The organism is Gemmobacter sp. 24YEA27, from assembly GCF_030052995.1.
Classification (GTDB): domain Bacteria; phylum Pseudomonadota; class Alphaproteobacteria; order Rhodobacterales; family Rhodobacteraceae; genus Pseudogemmobacter.
In genome coordinates, this window is record NZ_JASJPW010000001.1 from 2,171,975 (window position 1) to 2,189,724 (window position 17,750).

General features: G+C 64.5%; 11 protein-coding genes and 5 pseudogenes. 6 read left to right on the forward strand and 10 right to left on the reverse strand.

The window, feature by feature from the left end:
* Window positions 1-24: 24 nt before the first annotated feature.
* On the reverse strand, window positions 25-918 hold the full coding sequence (locus QNO18_RS10865) for a LysR family transcriptional regulator (protein WP_092901534.1): 894 nt from the start codon (window positions 916-918) through the stop codon (window positions 25-27).
* 212 nt (window positions 919-1,130) lie between these two features.
* Here QNO18_RS10865 and murI point away from each other — a divergent pair, with 212 nt between their 5' ends.
* Window positions 1,131-1,943 (forward strand): glutamate racemase, encoded by an 813-nt coding sequence (gene murI / locus QNO18_RS10870; RefSeq protein WP_283177682.1) that lies wholly within the window; start codon window positions 1,131-1,133, stop codon window positions 1,941-1,943.
* Between the two features lie 91 nt (window positions 1,944-2,034).
* Here the strand turns inward: murI and QNO18_RS10875 are convergent.
* Window positions 2,035-2,654, reverse strand: a pseudogene (locus QNO18_RS10875) (thiamine phosphate synthase).
* A 211-nt stretch (window positions 2,655-2,865) separates the two neighbouring features.
* Here QNO18_RS10875 and QNO18_RS10880 point away from each other — a divergent pair.
* Together QNO18_RS10880 and QNO18_RS10885 are read left to right on the forward strand one after the other, a co-directional pair.
* Window positions 2,866-3,620 (forward strand): annotated as a pseudogene (locus tag QNO18_RS10880) (RNA methyltransferase).
* A 186-nt stretch (window positions 3,621-3,806) separates the two neighbouring features.
* Window positions 3,807-4,970, forward strand: a complete 1,164-nt coding sequence (locus QNO18_RS10885; RefSeq protein WP_283178785.1) for a lytic murein transglycosylase — start codon at window positions 3,807-3,809, stop codon at window positions 4,968-4,970.
* A 17-nt stretch (window positions 4,971-4,987) separates the two neighbouring features.
* Here QNO18_RS10885 and QNO18_RS10890 read toward each other — a convergent pair whose 3' ends face one another.
* The 3 genes and pseudogenes from QNO18_RS10890 to purD all read right to left on the reverse strand — a co-directional run bounded on the left by QNO18_RS10890 (window position 4,988) and on the right by purD (window position 7,772).
* Window positions 4,988-5,761 carry an EcsC family protein gene (locus QNO18_RS10890; RefSeq protein ID WP_283177683.1) on the reverse strand — a complete coding sequence of 258 codons (774 nt, stop codon included), beginning with the start codon at window positions 5,759-5,761 and terminating at the stop codon, window positions 4,988-4,990.
* A 76-nt stretch (window positions 5,762-5,837) separates the two neighbouring features.
* Window positions 5,838-6,325: pseudogene (locus QNO18_RS10895) on the reverse strand (N-acetyltransferase).
* 170 nt (window positions 6,326-6,495) lie between these two features.
* A pseudogene (gene purD, locus QNO18_RS10900) lies at window positions 6,496-7,772 on the reverse strand (phosphoribosylamine--glycine ligase).
* A 169-nt stretch (window positions 7,773-7,941) separates the two neighbouring features.
* Here purD and ctaA point away from each other — a divergent pair.
* Window positions 7,942-9,126: a heme A synthase gene (gene ctaA, locus QNO18_RS10905; protein WP_283177684.1), complete on the forward strand. Its 1,185-nt coding sequence runs from the start codon at window positions 7,942-7,944 to the stop codon at window positions 9,124-9,126.
* Window positions 9,126-10,601, forward strand: coding sequence for a carboxypeptidase M32 (locus QNO18_RS10910; RefSeq protein ID WP_283177685.1), 1,476 nt, complete (start codon window positions 9,126-9,128; stop codon window positions 10,599-10,601). The genes ctaA and QNO18_RS10910 overlap by 1 nt, the downstream gene beginning before the upstream one ends.
* On the opposite strand, the gene QNO18_RS10915 is transcribed toward QNO18_RS10910, so the two are convergent.
* The 4 genes and pseudogenes from QNO18_RS10915 to chrA all read right to left on the reverse strand — a co-directional run bounded on the left by QNO18_RS10915 (window position 10,589) and on the right by chrA (window position 14,586).
* Window positions 10,589-11,785, reverse strand: coding sequence for an MFS transporter (locus tag QNO18_RS10915; protein ID WP_283177686.1), 1,197 nt, complete (start codon window positions 11,783-11,785; stop codon window positions 10,589-10,591). The genes QNO18_RS10910 and QNO18_RS10915 overlap by 13 nt on opposite strands.
* Window positions 11,786-11,863: 78 nt before the next feature.
* Window positions 11,864-12,382, reverse strand: coding sequence for a methyltransferase domain-containing protein (locus tag QNO18_RS10920; RefSeq protein WP_283177687.1), 519 nt, complete (start codon window positions 12,380-12,382; stop codon window positions 11,864-11,866).
* Between the two features lie 326 nt (window positions 12,383-12,708).
* Window positions 12,709-13,178 (reverse strand): annotated as a pseudogene (locus tag QNO18_RS10925) (ClpXP protease specificity-enhancing factor SspB).
* 130 nt (window positions 13,179-13,308) lie between these two features.
* Entirely contained in the window at window positions 13,309-14,586 is a 1,278-nt protein-coding gene (gene chrA / locus QNO18_RS10930) for a chromate efflux transporter (protein ID WP_283177688.1), read from the reverse strand.
* Window positions 14,587-15,852: 1,266 nt separating this feature from the next.
* Here chrA and QNO18_RS10935 point away from each other — a divergent pair.
* Entirely contained in the window at window positions 15,853-16,791 is a 939-nt protein-coding gene (locus tag QNO18_RS10935) for a CehA/McbA family metallohydrolase (RefSeq protein ID WP_283177689.1), read from the forward strand.
* A 34-nt stretch (window positions 16,792-16,825) separates the two neighbouring features.
* Here the strand turns inward: QNO18_RS10935 and QNO18_RS10940 are convergent, their stop codons facing one another.
* Window positions 16,826-17,704: a LysR family transcriptional regulator gene (locus QNO18_RS10940; protein ID WP_283177690.1), complete on the reverse strand. Its 879-nt coding sequence runs from the start codon at window positions 17,702-17,704 to the stop codon at window positions 16,826-16,828.
* Window positions 17,705-17,750 lie beyond the last annotated feature (46 nt).

Here is a 17,750-nt window from a genome sequence, read left to right on the forward strand (position 1 = left end):
CGGTCAGGGCCTCAGACGGGCGTCTCAGCTGCCGTGACTGCGGCGGAAGGTGGAGATCTCTTCCGTCACGAAATCGCGGAAGGCGGCCACGCGTTTCGAGTGCCGCAGTTCTTCGGGATAGGCGAGGAAGACCGGCACTTCGCCCGATTCGATGTCTTCCAGCACCCGTACCAGATGCGGGTTTTCTTCGGTCGTGTAATCGGGCAGCACGCCGATCCCGAGATGGTTGATCACGCCCTGCTGCACGCCGAAATAGTTGTTCACATGCAGCGTCGAGGGGATGTCATACGCCATGATTTCCTGCACCAGCCGCGCTCCTGCCGCCACCTGGGGGGTGCCGGGATGCTGGCAGATCAGGCGGTGCTGGCTGAGATCGGCCATGGTTTTCGGCGTGCCGTTGCGGGCGAGATAGTCTGGCGTCGCATAAAGGCGCATGCGGATATTCATCAGCCGGCGACGGATCAGATCAGCCTGGCTCGGTTCTTTCATGCGGATCGCGACATCAGCCTCGCGCATCGGCAGGTCAAGCACACGCTCTTCGAGCATGAGGTCGATCTTCAGCGCCGGGAATTTGTCGTAAAGCCGCGCGAGGCGTGGCGCGAGCCAGAGCGTGCCGAAGCCCATCGTTGTGGTGACGCGCAACTCGCCAAAGACCTCATCCTCGCTGTCGCGGATGCGGGCTGCGGCGGCATCGAGCCGTTTTGCCATGGCCTGGGTGGCCTCGAACAGCAGTTCGCCCTGTTCGGTCAGGATGAGACCGCGCGCATGACGGTGGAACAGCGTCACATCGAGGCTTTCCTCAAGCGCGCGGATCTGCCGGCTGACGGCGGATTGCGACAGATGCAGCACCTCGCCCGCATGGGTGAGGCTGCCCTTGTCGGCCACCGCGTGAAAAATCCTCAGCTTATCCCAGTCCATCTGTCTGCCCTGTTCCTTCGGGTGGGACAGTAGCACAAGCTATGCGCCGGGGGAAAACCCGATCACGCATTTTTGCTGTGACGACAGGGATTTGGCAGGAAAGTCACGGATGCCCTGACGGCAGGCCCTTTCACGGTGTATCTGTTGCGCCTATGATTGCAGCATAAGGCGGTGAACCCGTCAGGTTTTCCACCCGGTGAGAGGGCAGGCAGATGGCAGTTGGCGTTTTTGATTCGGGTCTGGGCGGGCTGACGGTGCTGGATGCGGTCTCGCGCCGCCTGCCGGAAGTGCCCTTTGTCTATTTCGGCGACAATGCCCATGCGCCTTATGGCGTGCGCACCGCCGATGATATCTACAACCTGACCTGTGCGGCGGTGGAACGGCTCTGGGCCGAGGGCTGCGATCTTGTGATCCTCGCCTGTAACACGGCGTCAGCTGCGGCTTTGCGGCGGATGCAGGAAAGCTGGCTGCCGGCTGACAAGCGGGTGCTCGGTGTGTTTGTGCCGCTGATCGAGGCGCTGACCGAACGGCAATGGGGCGACAATTCGCCGCCGCGCGAGGTGGCGGTGAAACATGTGGCGCTGTTTGCGACGCCTGCAACGGTGTCCTCGCGCGCCTTCCAGCGGGAACTCGCGTTTCGCGCCATCGGGGTTGATGTCGAGGCGCAGCCCTGTGGTGGTGTGGTCGATGCGATCGAGCAGGGCGATGAGATCCTTGCCGAGGCGCTGGTACGCAGCCATGTCGAGGCGCTGAAGCGCCGGATGCCGCAGCCCGAGGCCGCGATCCTTGGCTGCACGCATTACCCTTTGATGGAAAAGACCTTTCAGGAGGCTCTGGGCGAGGGGGTCAGGGTTTACAGCCAGGCGAAGCTGGTGGCCGAAAGCCTGAGCGACTATCTGGAGCGGCGGCCGGAGATGCTCGGCTCCGGCACGGTGTCCAAATTCCTCACCACCGGCGATCCGGTCTCGGTTTCGGCCCATGCGACGCAATTCCTGCGTCGCGGGATCAAATTCGAAAAAGCCTGAAACTGAAAAGGCCTGAAACCGAAAAAGCCTGAGTTCTGAAGGATCAGATCGGCTCTGCCTTGCGGGCGTTCAGCCGGTGAGGTCGGGCCTTTCAGCCCAGCGGCGCGATCAGCGTTTTCAGCGCGGCGAGCGGGTCTTCTGCGCGCCAGATCTCTTCGCCAATCGCGAAATGATCGGTGACCGGAGCGAAGCGGGTGATCAGTGCGGGCGTCAGAGCGCCTTCGGCGATCACCGGCACTTCGATCACTTCCGACCACCATTCGAACAGCTCCCAGTCGACCTGGCTGCCATCGCCGAGACCGGTTTCACCGACCGGGCCAAAGGCCACGTAATCGGCGCCGGCTTCGGCGGCATTCATCCCCTCATGGCGGGTGATGCCGCAATGGGCGCCGATGATCGCGTCCTGGCCGAGATCCTTGCGCGCCTTTCTGACCGAACGCGCGCCATCGGTGAGATGCACGCCGTCCAGCCCATGACGCTCGACCAGCAGCAGGTGGTTGTCGATCACCACCGCCACGTCGCGCTGATGCGCGATATCGCGGCAGATATCGGCGGCCAGACCCTGGTCATCGATGTTTTTCGTGGCCAGCGAGATGCGCAGACAGGCGATTTCCACCGCATCCAGCACCCGTGCCAGCTGATCCGGAAACAGATCGGTCTGGAAGCTCGGGGGGTGATCAGATTGATCTGCGGGCGATCTTCTGCGGCCATAATCAAAGGCTCCGTAACTGTGTCGGGGGATTTAGCAGCGTTTGCGGGCTTTGGCTATGGGCGGAAGGGGGCGCCGCCCCCGTCTGCGCTTTGCGCAGCCTCCCCCGGGATATTTTTGGACAGATGAAAGGGCTTTGCTTGTTTGCGCCCGGCTGAGAGGCTATCTGGCGGGCGGTTTTCACATGGGGGCGCGCAGATGGCACAGGCTGATATGGTGGATCCGGTGATCGTGCTGGTGCGGCCGCAAATGGGCGAGAATATCGGCGCGGCGGCGCGGGCGATGCTGAATTTCGGGCTCGACCGGATGCGGATTGTCGCTCCGCGCGATGGCTGGCCGAACCCGAAGGCCAATGCGATGGCGAGCGGGGCGGGGCGGGTGCTGGATCAGGCCGGGGTGTTCCCGGATGTGGCGCGCGCGGTTGCGGATTGCGATTTCGTCTTTGCCACCACCGCGCGGTCGCGCGAGCTGGTGAAAGAGGTCGTCACGCCTGAGCGCGCCATGGCGATGGCGCGCGAGATGGGGGCGGCCGGCAAGAAGATCGGGATCCTGTTCGGGCCGGAGCGGGCAGGGCTGGAGAATGGCGATATCATCCATGCCAATGCGATTGTGACCGTGCCGGTCAATCCGAGTTCTTCTCGCTGAACCTTGGCCAGTCGGTTCTGCTTCTGGCCTATGAATGGGGACGCCAGGGCAGTGAGGTTCCGGCCTCGGCCATGGGCTTTGCGCGCACCGAACTCGCGAGCCGCGAAGAGGTGGAGCGGCTGGGTGATCATTACGAGACGCGGCTCGAAGAGGCCGGGTTCTTCTTTCCGCCGACCAAGGCGGCCGGCATGCGGCTGAATCTGAGGAATATGTGGGGGCGGCTCGCTCTGACCCGCGCTGAGGTGCAGACTTTGCACGGGATGCTGCGTCAGATCCTGTTTCGCAAGGGCCAGGAGACTGGCCAGGATGAGCCGCGCGGGTAATTTCCGGCGAACCCCTGCCGGTGGCCGTGAGAGGGCCCCGGCCCGGTCTTTGCCTGGCGGGACGGATCGGGTAAACTTGCGCCAAATCTAAAACAAAGGCAGGCAGGCGTTATGATTACCCGCAGATTTTTCACCGCGACCGCCGGTTTTGCGTTGCTTTCAGGCTGTGTCGGCGGCGCCTCCCGCATGGGCAGCGCGGCTCCTGGCAGCCGCGAGACGCCGGCGCCGCGCGCGGTGCCGGACAGAGGCTGGGACAGCTGGGTCGCGAATTACCGCAACCGCGCCGCGGGGCGGGGGATCTCGGCCAATACGCTCGATGCCGGGTTCCGCCATGCGGGGTTCCTGCCCGAGGTGATCGAAAGAGACCGCAACCAGACCGAATTCAAACGCTCGCTTGAGGATTACCTGTCGATCGCGGCTTCGGATGAGCGGGTCTCGCTCGGGCGTGAGATGTATGCGCGCTATGGATCGACGCTGGCCGCCATCGAACAGCGCTACGGGGTCGAGGGCAATGTTGTCGCGGCCTTCTGGGGGCTTGAGAGCTTTTTCGGCACAAGGCGCGGCAATGTGCCGGTGGTCTCGGCGCTGTCGACGCTGGCCTATGAGGGGCGGCGCGCGGCGTTTTTCGAGAGCCAGCTTGATGGCGCGCTGAGAATTCTTCAGGCCGGGGATGTTCCGGCTGACCGGATGGTCGGCAGCTGGGCCGGGGCGATGGGTCACACCCAGTTCATCCCGACTTCCTATCTGCAATATGCCGTTGATTTCACCGGCGACGGGCGGCGCGATATCTGGTCGGATGATCCGACCGACGCGCTGGCCTCGACCGCGAATTACGTGGCGCGCACCGGCTGGCAGCGCGGATTGCCCTGGGGGATGGAGGTCTCGCTGCCCCCGGGCTTCAACGCGGGCCTTCTGGGGCGCGGCAAGGGGAAATCGGCTGCGGAATGGGAGGCGCTTGGCGTCTCGCGCGCGGGCGGCGGCGGGCTTTCCGGGGGCTCGATCATCCAGCCGGGCGGGGCAGGGACGCCGGCCTTCCTGCTGACGCAGAATTTCAACGTGATCCTGCGCTATAACAATGCCGAGAATTACGCGATCGGCGTCGGGCATCTGGCCGACCGGATCAAAGGCGGCGGCCCGGTCAGGGCGGATTTCGGGCCGGACCGCACAGGTCTGACAAAAGCCGACCGTCAGGATCTGCAACGGCGCCTGACCGCACGCGGCTTTGACACCGGCGGCAGCGATGGCGTGATCGGTCCGAAATCGCGCGAGGCAATCTCGGCCTGGCAGTCCCGCAATGGTATGGCGGTGACGGGTGAGCCTTCAGCCGCACTGCTCGCGTCTTTGCGCTGAAGCGCGGAGTTTGGTGATCAGTCTTTGGTGATGCGGGGGCGGGCGGTTGCGGTGGCGAACTGCTTCAGCACCGGCCCTGCGCCGTGCTCCTCGGCCAAGCGCAACAGCCCGAAGCGGATCGCGGCCATCTCGCGGTAATAGCGCAGGAAAGCGGCATTGATCGCAGCGCCCGAAACCGCCCCCATGACTGGCACCGCCTGGGCCATGAGCTTCTGTCCAAGGGTCGCGGCAAGCTTCGGCGCGACGGAGGCGATCAGCTGGTTCAGCGCCGGCCCGGTCAGGGCCGCGCGGGCCGAGAAGAACGCCGTATTGATCCCGTCATCCGCCGCAATCGGGCTGCCCGAGCCGAAAGTGCGCAGCGCCTCGGACATGATCCAGGGATCGTCGGGGTCGTAACCCAGCTTTTCGGCCTCACGCCGGATCGCATGCAGCAGCACGGTGATTGTGAACGGAAGTTCGGCAAGCGCGCCCATGATCCCACCGGCGCCTCCGGCAATCCCTGCACCAATCGCCGCGGCAAGCGTGCCACGATCCCCGGTGCCGGGAAGCCTGCCGCCCTGGCGCGCCACCATCCAGGCCCGCTCCAGCGCGGCCGCAGTCACCCCTTCGGCCCGCTCGCGAAAGCCTGCGGGAAGGATCGACATCTGGTCTTCCAGCCTGCCGCCAAACCGGGTCAGAAGCGCCATCACCGGCCCATTGGCCTTCTTCCAGCGCAGCGCGAGGGCATCGACGCCGGCCCGGCATTCGGCGGGCAGCGGCAGATGGGGCAGAGTTATGTCTTCATGGCTCATATCCCGCATATGGGGAGGGCGCGGCGTCGCACAAGACTACGCCCCGCAGGAAGCGAGACCGCGTGGCCGGCCGGCATCAGGTGGCGCGCGAAACCACGCCGGCAACCCCTGTCCAGGCGCCCGCTTTCAGCTCCAGCCCCAGCACCCGGTCGGGGTTGGTCGGGGCGGCATCACGACATCTGCAAGTTTTTCAAAGCCAAAGCGGCTGTAATAGGGCGCATCGCCCACCAGAAGCACCCGCTCCCAGCCCAGCTTGCGCGCCTCGGCGAGGCTTTCAGAGATCAGCAGCCCGCCCAGACCCTCGCCCTGACGCGTCGGGTGGACCGCGACCGGGCCGAGAAGCAGCAGATCAGCCGAGCCGATCTTTGCCGGCCAGTAGCGGATCGCCCCGGCGAGAATTCCGTCGCCATCCCGCAGACAAAGGCACAAAGGCGCTATGGTCGGGACGCCGTCCCGCAGCCTATAGGACGACAACGCTGTCCGCCCCGGCGCAAAACAGAGGTCGTAAAGCGCCTCGACCTCCCACCAGTCTGCCTCGCTCTCTTCTTCAAGCCTGTAGACCACAGCGCCCGTCCTCTTCCCTGTGCCGCGTCCGGGCGTGGCAGCGCCTTGCCTGCCATGCCAATAGGAGTGTGATTATGACAATGCCGCGCGCGCCGAAGGGCCGCATCTTCCTCTTGAGAAAAATACTCCTGCTGGAGGCAATCCCTCTGGCCAGAGCTGCGCTCAGCGGGTCAGAGCGCGCGCCAGCCGATATCGCGTCGGCAAAAACCTTCGGCCCAGTCGATGCCATCAACCATTCGATAGGCGGCATCGCGCGCGGCTTTCAGCGTATCCGCGCGGCCCGTCACATTCAGCACCCGCCCGCCACTGGCCAGCACATCGCCATCACGCGCCACGGTGCCGGCATGGAACACCATATGGCCGCTGTCTTCGGGCAGCGCGTCCAGGCCCTGGATCCGGCTCCCCTTCACATAGGCGCCCGGATAGCCCGCAGCCGCCATCACCACGGTCAGCGCATGGTCATCGGCCCAGTTCACTTTGGCCTGCGAAAGCCGCTGATCTGCGGTTGCAATCAGATGATCCAGCACCTGGGCGCCCAGCCGCATCATCAGGACTTGGGCTTCCGGGTCGCCAAAGCGGCAGTTATATTCCACCAGCCGCGCGCGGCGTTCGCCGTCAGGGCCGTCATCGATCATCAGCCCGGCATAAAGCACCCCCTGATAGGGCGTGCCGCGCCGCGCCATCTCACGGATGGTTGGCAGCACGATCTGTTCCATCGCCTGGGTCTGGAGCGCCTCGGTCAGCACCGGCGCCGGGGAATAGGCGCCCATGCCGCCGGTATTCGGGCCGGTATCACCATCGCCGACCCGCTTATGGTCCTGGGCCGTGCCATAGGGGGTCGCGGTCACGCCATCGGTCAGGATGAAGAAGCTTGCCTCTTCGCCCTGCATGAATTCCTCGATCACCACCTCGGCGCCGGCCTCGCCGAATTCGCCGCCGAACATATCGTCGATCCCGGCCAGCGCCTCGGCCTCGGTCATTGCGACAATCACACCTTTGCCGGCCGCCAGCCCATCGGCCTTGACCACAATCGGCGCGCCCTGGGCACGGATATAGTCTTTTGCCGGCGCCGCTTCGGTAAAGCGCGCCCAGGCCGCGGTCGGCGCGGCACAGGCGTCGCAAACCTCTTTGGTAAAGCGCTTTGACGCTTCAAGCTGTGCCGCCTCGCGGCTCGGGCCGAAGGTCAGGATCCCGGCGGCACGGGTCGCATCCGCCACGCCTGCGGCAAGGGGGCTTCGGGGCCGACGATCACGAAATCAATGGCGTTCTCTTCGCAAAACGTCACCACGCGCGCCTGGTCCAGAATATCGAGGCTCGCGCATTCTGCGATCTGTGCGATGCCGGCATTGCCAGGCGCCACGATCAGCCGGTCGCATTTCGGGTTCTGCTTTACCGCCCAGGCCAGCGCATGTTCACGCCCGCCGCCGCCAAGGATCAGGATATTCATCTGGTGCGCGCCCCGTTCCGGTCTGATGGTTCTGGCGCCTGATAGTCGCCACAGCCGCTGGTGGCAAGCGCCCGAAACGCCCTGCGAAGCAGCTCCGGCCGGATGCTTTGCCACCTTGAAGCCAGGGGACGCCCGGCCTAGTCTCGCGCCCGTCACGAAGGAAGGCACCATGGCCGGAAAACGCAGCATTTTCGAAGAGGTCGGCGAGACCTCGAATACCCCGAAACATCCGGGCAAGTCCGGCGTTGCAGGCGGGATGATCGATCAGGGCCACAGGGGCGCGCGCGGCGCGATCCGGGTCTGGCTGATTGTGCTTTTCCTGCTGGTCGTCGCGATGATCGTGGTCGGAGGGCTGACGCGCCTTACCGGCTCGGGCCTCTCGATCACCGAATGGCGCCCGGTCACCGGGGCGATCCCGCCGATGGATCTTGCAGCCTGGACGGCGGAATTTGATAAATACCGCCAGACGCCGCAATACGAGCTGGCAAATACCGGCATGACGCTGGATCAGTTCAAGACGATCTATTGGTGGGAATGGGCACATCGCCAGCTTGGCCGCCTGGTCGGCCTGATCTGGGCCATTGGTTTCCTTGGCTTTTTGATCACGAAATCCATCCCTCCCCGCTGGTCAAAGCGGCTTTTGCTGATCGGGGCGCTTGGCGGGCTGCAGGGCGCGATCGGCTGGTGGATGGTGTCTTCGGGCCTCTCGGGCAGCATGATCCGCGTCGCCTCTTACCGGCTGGCGGTGCATCTGGGGCTGGCCTTCATCATCCTTGGTTTCATCGGCTGGTATGTCTTCCTGCTGTCGCGCAGCGAATCCGCCCTGATGACGGCCAGACGGGGCAGGGAGGCGAAGCTCTTCTCGATGTCCACCGGTCTGATGCATTTCGCCTTTCTGCAGATCCTTCTGGGGGCGCTGGTTGCAGGAATTGACGCCGGGCGTGCCTTTCCGACCTGGCCCCTGATGGGCGACAGCTTCTTCCCGGCGGATGCGTTTTACGCGACCGATATGCAGGGCAATGTCCTGCCGGTTTGGCATGCCTTCTTTGAAAATCCGGGCCTGGTGCAATTCATGCACCGGATGGCGGGGTATCTTCTGTTCATCTTCGGGGTGGTCGTCTGGCTGCGCGGCCGCAAATCCGCGCATCGTGATACCAGGTTTGCGTTCAACATGGTTATGCTGATGCTGGTGGCTCAGGCCGGGCTTGGCATCATGGCGGTTCTCACCTCGGCGCATCTGCATGTGGCGATCACCCATCAGATCGGCGCGGTGATCCTCTGGGTGCTGATCCTGCGCGCGCGCTACCTGTCGCAATACCCGGTTGCGGGCTCGATCCGGAAAGGAACCGCCTGATGGCTGATGTTTATGACGCGCTGATGGCCCATGCCCGCGAGACCGCGGCGCTGGAACAGGTGGCGGGGCGGTTGTCCTGGGATCAGGAGACGATGATGCCGCGCGACGCCGCCGAACAGCGCGGCGAGGAAATGGCGGCGATGGAGGGTGTCTTGCATGCCCGCCGCTCTGACCCGCGTGTCGGAGACTGGCTGTCAAAGGTCGAGCCGGTTGAGCTGGTCGCCAAAGCCCAGGTTGCAAAAATCCGCCGCTCTTACGAGCGCGCGCTGAAAGTGCCGGCGCGGCTTTCGCAGGAGATCGCGCGGGTGACCTCGCTTTCCCAGGGCATCTGGGCCGAGGCGCGGGCGAATGAGGCGGTCCCGTCTTTCCTGCCGACGCTGGAGAAGGTCGTCGCGCTGAAACGCGAGGAGGGCCAGGCGCTGGCCTCCGGTGGCGACAGCTATGACGCGATGCTGGATGATTACGAGCCGGGGATGACCGGCGCCGAATGCGCCGCGATGTTCGACGCGCTGCGCCCGCGCCTCGTGGCATTGCGCGAAAAAATCCTTGCCTCACCGCGCAAACCTGCTGCGCTGACCGGCAGTTTCGGGGCAGATGCCCAGATCCGGCTGTCGCGCCGCCTTGCGACGGTCTTTGGCTATGACATGCAACGGGGCCGCATCGACACCGCCGTGCATCCCTTCTGCTCGGGCTCGGGCGATGATGTGCGCATCACCACCCGCGTGGCCGAAGGCGACCCCTTCAACTGCCTCTATTCCACCATCCACGAGACCGGCCATGCGGCCTATGAGCAGGGCGTCGATTCGGATTTCCTGCTGACCCCGATTGGTGGCGGCGTCTCGATGGGCGTCCATGAAAGCCAGAGCCGGATCTGCGAGAACCAGCTTGGCCGCTCGCGCCCCTTTACCGAATGGTTGTTCGGTGAGATGCGCGACCGTTTCGGCGAATTCGGTATCACCGACCCCGAAGAGTTCTTCGCCACCGTGAACCGCGTTGCGCCGGGCTATATCCGCACGGAATCGGACGAGGTGCATTACAACCTCCATGTCATGCTGCGCTTTGATCTCGAACGCGCGCTGATGGGCGGTGATCTGGCGGTTGCGGATCTGGAATCTGCCTGGAATGACCGCTTCCTGAAAGATTTCGGCGTGGCGGTCGACAAGCCCTCGAATGGGATGCTCCAGGACGTGCATTGGTCGGTTGGTCTGTTCGGCTATTTCCCGACCTATACGCTTGGCAATCTCTATGCCGGCTGCCTTTTCGAGGCGTTGCGCGCCGATCTGCCGGGGCTCCACCAGGATCTGGCCGCAGGCGAGATCGGTGCAGCAAATGACTGGCTCAGGGAAAACCTCCGCCGTCACGGAGCCCTTTACAGCCCGCGCGAGACCATTGCCCGCGCCTGTGGCGAAGAGCCATCCGCAGGCCCGCTTCTGGATTATCTCGAAGCGAAATTCGGCGCGATTTACGGGTTCTGAGGCGCAGTCCGGGGCCGCAGCGCCACGAGACCCATCGCCAGAACCGAGATGCCCGCGCCGATCAGAAACGGCGCGGAGGATCCCCAGCTGACCCAGGCCCAGCCGGCGGCGGTATTGCCGACCAGCATCACCACACCGCTTGCAAGGTTAAAGGCGCCGAACGCGCTGCCCCGGATCGCGGGCGGCGCAGTCGCCGCAATCATCGCACCCAAAAGCCCCTGGCTGAACCCCATATGCAGCCCCCAAAGCGCCACACCGGCCAGAAAGACCGGTGCGCTTTGCGCAGAACCCAGCACCAGATGCGCGCCCGCCAGAAGCCCGAGCCCGATCAGCAGCGGCACCTTCACCGGATCGCGCCCGGAGGCTGCCAGCCGGTCAGAGAAGATCCCCACCGGCCAGGCCGCCAGGGCATAAACCGCATGCAGCGCCACGATGATCAGCGGCACCCAGACCGGTGAGAACCCGGCCTCAAGTGCTTTCAACAGAAGGAATGCCTCGGAAAACCGCGCCAGCATGATCAGCCCCGCCAGCGCAATGACGCCCCTGACCGGAGCGGTCAGCCGCAGCGCATCGCGAAACCGGAAGCCGGAGCCCTTGCCAGCCTGTGCCGGCACCGGCTCTTTGACCCGAAAGATCAGCAGAAAAATCGCGAAAGCCGCCGGCAGCGCCGCAAGCCAGAACACGATCCGGAAATCCCCGGCAAAGACCAGCATGGCGGCAATCGCGAGGAGCGGCCCGAGAAAGCCGCCCAGACTGTCGAGCGATTTCCTGAGGCCAAAGGCCGCGCCCCGTATCGCGGCCGGCGTGGCGGCGGCAATCATTGCATCGCGTGGCGCAGACCGGATCCCCTTGCCAACCCGGTCCATCGCCTTGGCCAGCACGACCTGATCAAGGCTTATCGCGAGCGGAAAGATCAGCCGCGACAGCGCGCCAAGCCCGTAACCCAGCACGGCCAGTGGTTTTGCCCGCCCGGACCAGTCTGCCAGAACCCCGGAAAGCGCTTTGGTCACCGTGGCCACCGCCACCGCCAGCCCCTCGATAAAGCCGATAACCAGCGCTGATGCTCCGAGCCCACTTGCCAGAAACACCGGCAAAAGCGTGTTCACCATCTCGGACGACACATCCATCAGCAGGCTGACAAATCCCAGCATCCAGACCATGCGCGGAATCGGCAGAACTGTCATTCAGAGTTTCTCACGACACAGATAGTCCTCGGCCTGATGCACAGCCCCGGCGGCGGCTGACAGGCCCAGCCGCCATCCTCACAAGCGGCGAAAGCGGTAGACCCGTGCCGGCGGCAGATTGGCCCAGACTTTGTGGCCCCTGTCCACCGCCAGCCCCAGATCGCTGATGATCTCGGGCGGCACCGGCGGGCGCGGGCCATAGGTGAATTGCACATATTCTCCATCGGGTTTCAGCACATCGAAGGCCGCACCGACAATCGCGCGGCGCACCGGGTCGAGCATCGACAGAAGCGGCAGGCCCGAGATGACCGTCGACACGCCGCTGCCGACAATTGCCCCCACCTCCTGCGCGCCGGTCTTATGCACGGCGACGCGCGGAAATTTCCGCCGCAGGAAATCGACAAATTCATCATCCAGCTCGAAAAGCGTCAGGTTCTCGGGCGGCAGGCCGCGCGCAAGAATTGCTTCGGTAAACCTTCCGGTGCCGGGGCCGAATTCCACCACTTTGCCGCTGTTGGGGCCGATCGTCGCGGTCATCGCACGGGCCAGCACCCGCGACGAAGGCGCGATGGCCGAGATCTGCCGGGGATTGCGCATAAGGCGCCTCCGGAACAATGCGAGATCACTTTCCATCGCTTATCCTGTCTTCATGCGGGATTGCTCCCGGGTCATGTCCCAGGCCCATCCGCCGGATGAGCCGGTGTTTCGCAGCATCTCTTGCGGCACCATCGTTTCCGACACGATCATGCCGCGCTCAGCGCGCCGCCGACCGGAAGGATGGCCACAGATGCCGCCTCTGACGCCCGTCCCGGGCCGTAAAAGCCCAGGCCGTACCCGTCGCAGCCTGGCGGGTCATGCCTACAGACGGATGACACGCTCGGGGGGAGATATCCGGCTCGGGTCTCCGGATCAGGGCCTTGGGCTCAGGTCTTGCGGAACTGATCAAGGCTGACCACTTCAGCCTCCTGGCGCGGCGGGGGGCGGCATCCTCTGCCTCTTCCTCGCGCTCATCCGCCTCGTCTTCCTCATCGTCATCATCATGCTGGCTTTCAAAGCGAAGCCCGAATTCGACCGAGGGATCGACAAAGGTCAGCACGGAATCAAAGGGGATCACCAGCGGCTCGGGCGAATTGCCGAAGTTAAGCGTTACGGTGAATCCCTCATCCGTGACCTCAAGCCCCGAGAACCAGTGCTGCAGCACCACCGTCATCTCGGTCGGGTAGCGCTCTTTCAGCCAATCGGCGATGGCAACATCGGGATGAGTGGTGTCAAAGGTGATAAAGAAGTGATGCGCTCCGGGCAGGCCATGTGCCGCCACGTCGTCCAGCACCGAGCGGATCAGGCCGCGCATAGCCTGATGCATCAGGTTTCCATAGTCGATACTGCGCGTCATCCGGTTCCCCTGCCATTTCGCGCCACCATAAAACATCTGGCCGTCAAGGAAAGGGGCGAGCGCGCGCCTCTGGCCTAAAACTCGCGGCCTGCGGACAGGGCACCAGTGAAACTGACCCGATTTGAGGCAGTCACAAATGCGAGAGCAGCAGGGCGGCGCCGGCCGCCAGCGCCAGAACAAGCGGCATCGGAAGGCGCAGGCGCCAGAGCGCGACGCCGCTCGCCAAAGCAATGGCAAGCGAGAAGGGCTTCAGCGTCGCGAGGTCAGGCAGCAGCATCTGCACCGGTCCCGAGCCGATCTCGCGATGGCCGGTGAAGAGCACATGCAGGGCGAACCAGAGCGAGAGATTGGCAATCACCCCGACGACAGCAGGCGTGATCCGCGCCATGGCTCCGGCAAGCACCGGCACCGCCAGCAGCCTGTCGATAAAAGGGCTCGCGGTGAAGATGAACAGAAATGACGGCAGGAAGGTCATCCAGAGCGCGACGCCCGCGCCACCGAGCGCCATAAGGGGGCCGCCGTCCTGAAACCCCGCGATCCAGCCGGTGAATGAGGTCACAAGGATCAGCGGCCCCGGCGTCGATTCCGCCAGTGCCAGCCCGTCGATCATCTGCCCGGTCGTCAGCCAGCCGCGCAGATCGACCATTTCCTGCGCCATCCAGGCCATCAGCGCGTAAGCGCCGCCAAAGGCCAGCGCCGCCAGTTTCGCGAAAAAGACCCCGATCTCTGCCAGCCGTTCCGGCCCGAAGACCACCAGCACGGCCAGCGGCACAAGCCAGAGGCCCAGCCAGAGCGCCCCTTGCCAGACGGCCTCCCGCCAGATGTCACCGGCAGCCCGGGCGGGCGGGGGCAGTTCCGTGGCCGAGGGGCTGGCCGCGCGCAACGCTGGCCTGGATGCTGATCGGAGCGCCTGCATCCCGCCCCAAAGCGCAGCCGCCAGCAGGATCAGCGGGAAGGGCAGGGCAAAGACAAACAGGCCGAGAAAGGACAAAAGCGCGATGATCCGCGCCTCCCGCGTTTGCAGCGCCCTTTGCCCAAGCCGGATCAGGGCCGCCGCGACAATCGCCAGCACCGCCGCCTGGATGCCGGTAAACAGCACCGGAATCAGGGGGATGGTGCCAAACCCGGTATAGAGCGCCGCGAGAACTGTGATCAGCACCGCGCCCGGAGCCACAAAAAGCCCGCCCGCGATCAGCCCGCCTTTAACGCCGCGCAGCCGCCAGCCGATCCAGGTTGCAAGCTGCATCGCTTCGGGGCCGGGAAGCAGCATGCAAAAGGACAGCGCGCGCGCATAATCCTCCTCGCTGATCCAGGATTTTTCCTCCAGCGCCACCCGGTGCAGCAAAGCAATCTGCGCCGCCGGGCCGCCAAAGGACCAAAGGCCGATCCGCCAGAACGCGGCCGACACTTCAGCCAGCGACGGGCCGGGGCGCGCGCGGGAAAGGGCGCCTCGCGGCTGTCTGAGGGGGGGCTGGCTTTTGTCGGGCTGGCTGAGGTCATGACTGCCTGGACGCTAGCGGGGTTTTGTGACGGGGGGAAGACGTGCCCTGAATGCGCCCTGGACCGATTACGCCTCTCAGGCCGCAGTCTGGCGGCTCCCGTTGCCCGGCAGAGGGCACGGCTCCCGCCTCCCTTGCGCAGACATCACGATCTGACCCCATCCCGCCGCCCCGCATTGCGCCGTGACCAGCTGGCGGGTGACAAATGGCTCAGCCCCGCCATCACGGGGTACACACGAGGCCACTCGGCCCGGACGCAGGTGCAGGTAAAGCGGCCCGCCAGATCCGTCCCGCGATGGGATTGACCGCTATTCCGGCTATCGGGCATGGCGGGGCCTGGAGCCTGATCACGCGTTCCGCCCGCCAGCGGCATCAGGCGATGGCTTTGCACAGATCGCGGGGGATATGTTCGGATCCGGAGGGATTTCATGAACGCCAAAGCCCGGTGAGCCATACTGATCGTCTGAGGGAGCAGGTTCGGGAAAATGGTGTTGCCGGTGAGTTCCGGCCCAGACAGCGGATACTGCGCGATGTCTTTTCTGACGGCACTGACGCATTCGCCGGGGCGAGTGCTGACCAGGCTGAAAGGGCGGGCGATGCAGGGATTTCGCGACAGCTGATGAGATCAAAGCGACGATCCGCAGTCGTGCACTGCCCCGCAGAAGGTAGGCTGGCGTGATGAGATTTCGCAGTCGATGATGATCAGCATTGGGTCCTAAGGCCAGAAGCTGCGACCGGTCGGACCGGATTAGCCGGAGCAAAGGGCGCAGCTGGGTTCACGCGACAGGAAAGGCCGCCCGCTGCTATCGCGGTGCCGGGCGTGGGCGTTGCCGTATCGCGCGGAACAGGTTGCATATCGCGCCGGGGATCACGCCGATCCTGCCAGGTCTGGCCCTGCGGGGCCGGTCGGAACACGGCTGGACAGCGTGGCCTCGGTGAGCGGGGTTTGCGCATCGGGATGAGCGCTGCCTGTTGCTGCCGCTGAAACCACATGCCGGCCATGCGCCGCATCAAGGTGGGCACTTGCCGTCGCCTCTGTAGCGCGGCAGAGTTGGCCGCGCCGACCCTGTCGCATCAGCGTTACCGGAGCCGGCGATATGGTCCCTGGCCCCGCCACCCTTGCCGCCCTCGCCGGCGGCCAGGGTTGTTCAACATGCAATTCAACCGGAGCAGACATGGTCCGCCAATCCGCCTTCACCGCCCCTGGCCGCTTCTGGCGCGGAAATCTCCACAGCCATTCGGACCGCTCCGACGGCGCGCTGCCGCCTCAGGAAGTTTGCCGCCGTTATCAGGCGGAAGGCTATGATTTTCTTGCCCTGACCGATCACTATGTCGGGCATTACGACTATCCGCTGGTTGATACCCGTCCGTTCCGGGCCGAAGGATTCACGACCATTCTGGGGGCAGAGCTGCATTCCGGCGCGATGGAAAACGGCGAGCTCTGGCATATCCTTGCCGTTGGCCTGCCGCTGGACTTTCCGAAAGTGGGCAGCGCTGATTTCCATGCCCATCCGGGCCAGGAAACCGGCCCCGCGATCGCGGCTCGTGCCGCCGCCGCCGGTGCTTTCGTGACCATCGCGCATCCGCACTGGTCGGGGATGACCCTTGACGATGCGCGTTCGATCACCGCCGCCCATGCGGTCGAGATCTATAATCACGGCTCGGCTGTCGGCGCGGATCGCGGCGATGGCGGCACGATTGCCGATCTGCTGATCTCGGAAGGGCGCGACATTACCCTGATCGCGACCGACGATTCCCATCTGGCGGTTCCCGACGCCTTTGGCGGCTGGACCATGGTGAAGGCTGAGGAAAACACCCCCGAAGCCCTGCTGGCAGCCCTGAAGCGCGGCGATTTCTATTCCAGCCAGGGCCCTGAAATCCATGACTTCCGTATCGAAGGCGACCGGGTCATCGTCGAATCGAGCGCCGTGGAATGGGTGATCGCCATCGGCCATGGGTCAAGCTCGAACGTCACACACGGATCCTCCATGACCCGCGCCGAAGTGCCGCTGAACTGGCAGGGCAACACGCCCTGGATCCGGGTTGTGGTGATAGATGCCGCCGGCCGGCGGGCCTGGACCAACCCGATCCGGCGTGACCAGGTTTCCGCCTGATCTAAATTCTCCCGCCGGAGGCAGTCGACAGCCGTCATGCCTCCGGCTGCGTCTGAAACGCACCATGCCCGCCAAGCTTGCGGCTGACGATCCGGCTGAGCTTTCGGTGCAGTGGCGTGATCCGGTGCCTGATATGCATTGCCGCATAGACCGGCTGGCGCAGAACCGGCGCATCGGTCACCGCCATGACCTTGCCAGCGGCGATCATCTCCCGGGCGGTCGCCTCCAGCACATAGCCGGTGCCGCCCATTCCCATCAGAAGCGATGTGACCGAACCGCTTTGCCCGACAGAGATCGGTGAATTCACCAGGTCAGGCGTGACCTGGCGGTGCATTTCCTGAAAGGCGGGCGAGAAATGCGAAAAGATGAAGCGCTCCGGTCGCACCCCGGAAAGCGCAGTCACTTCGGTCGAGACCATTTGATAGCCAGCATCGCCAAGGCTTTCGAAATGCAGATCGGGGTGGGGTTTTGGTGAAAACATCACCGCGAAATCAAGGATCCCTGTGAGCAGATCCGCGCACATCTGATTGGAATAATCGGGCTCGATATGAAGCGCGATATCGGGGAATTGCCGCCGGATCCCGACAACCCATTCACCCAGATAAATCGCCGAGAGGTCATTCTGGATCCCGAGCCGCAGAAGATGCCCGGCGCCGGTCGGCACCTGGATATGGCGGCGCGCCTCGTTCCATTCATGGCGCAGCATCCGGGCATGGGGCTCAAACCGTTTGCCTTCGGTTGTCAGCATGGTGCCGGCGCGGGAACGGTCAAAGAGCCGCGCGCCGAGCGCAGTTTCCAGCACCTGGAGGCGGGCCGAAATGGTGGATTGCGTGACACCGAGACGCTCGGCCGTGCGGTGGAAGCTGCGGCTTTCGGCAAGATCGAGGAAGGTCTCGATAAGTTCGATTTGCATGGCTGCGTTCTTTCTGAAGCCGCCGGGGGCAGGCCCCGGACCCCCG

Coding starts and splice junctions, on each gene's coding strand:
- QNO18_RS10865 (WP_092901534.1), bottom strand. CDS start 918: ATGGACTGGGATAAGCTGAGGATTTTTCACGCGGTGGCCGACAAGGGC.
- murI (WP_283177682.1), top strand. CDS start 1,131: ATGGCAGTTGGCGTTTTTGATTCGGGTCTGGGCGGGCTGACGGTGCTG.
- QNO18_RS10885 (WP_283178785.1), top strand. CDS start 3,807: ATGGGCAGCGCGGCTCCTGGCAGCCGCGAGACGCCGGCGCCGCGCGCG.
- QNO18_RS10890 (WP_283177683.1), bottom strand. CDS start 5,761: ATGAGCCATGAAGACATAACTCTGCCCCATCTGCCGCTGCCCGCCGAA.
- ctaA (WP_283177684.1), top strand. CDS start 7,942: ATGGCCGGAAAACGCAGCATTTTCGAAGAGGTCGGCGAGACCTCGAAT.
- QNO18_RS10910 (WP_283177685.1), top strand. CDS start 9,126: ATGGCTGATGTTTATGACGCGCTGATGGCCCATGCCCGCGAGACCGCG.
- QNO18_RS10915 (WP_283177686.1), bottom strand. CDS start 11,785: ATGACAGTTCTGCCGATTCCGCGCATGGTCTGGATGCTGGGATTTGTC.
- QNO18_RS10920 (WP_283177687.1), bottom strand. CDS start 12,382: ATGCGCAATCCCCGGCAGATCTCGGCCATCGCGCCTTCGTCGCGGGTG.
- QNO18_RS10935 (WP_283177689.1), top strand. CDS start 15,853: ATGGTCCGCCAATCCGCCTTCACCGCCCCTGGCCGCTTCTGGCGCGGA.
- QNO18_RS10940 (WP_283177690.1), bottom strand. CDS start 17,704: ATGCAAATCGAACTTATCGAGACCTTCCTCGATCTTGCCGAAAGCCGC.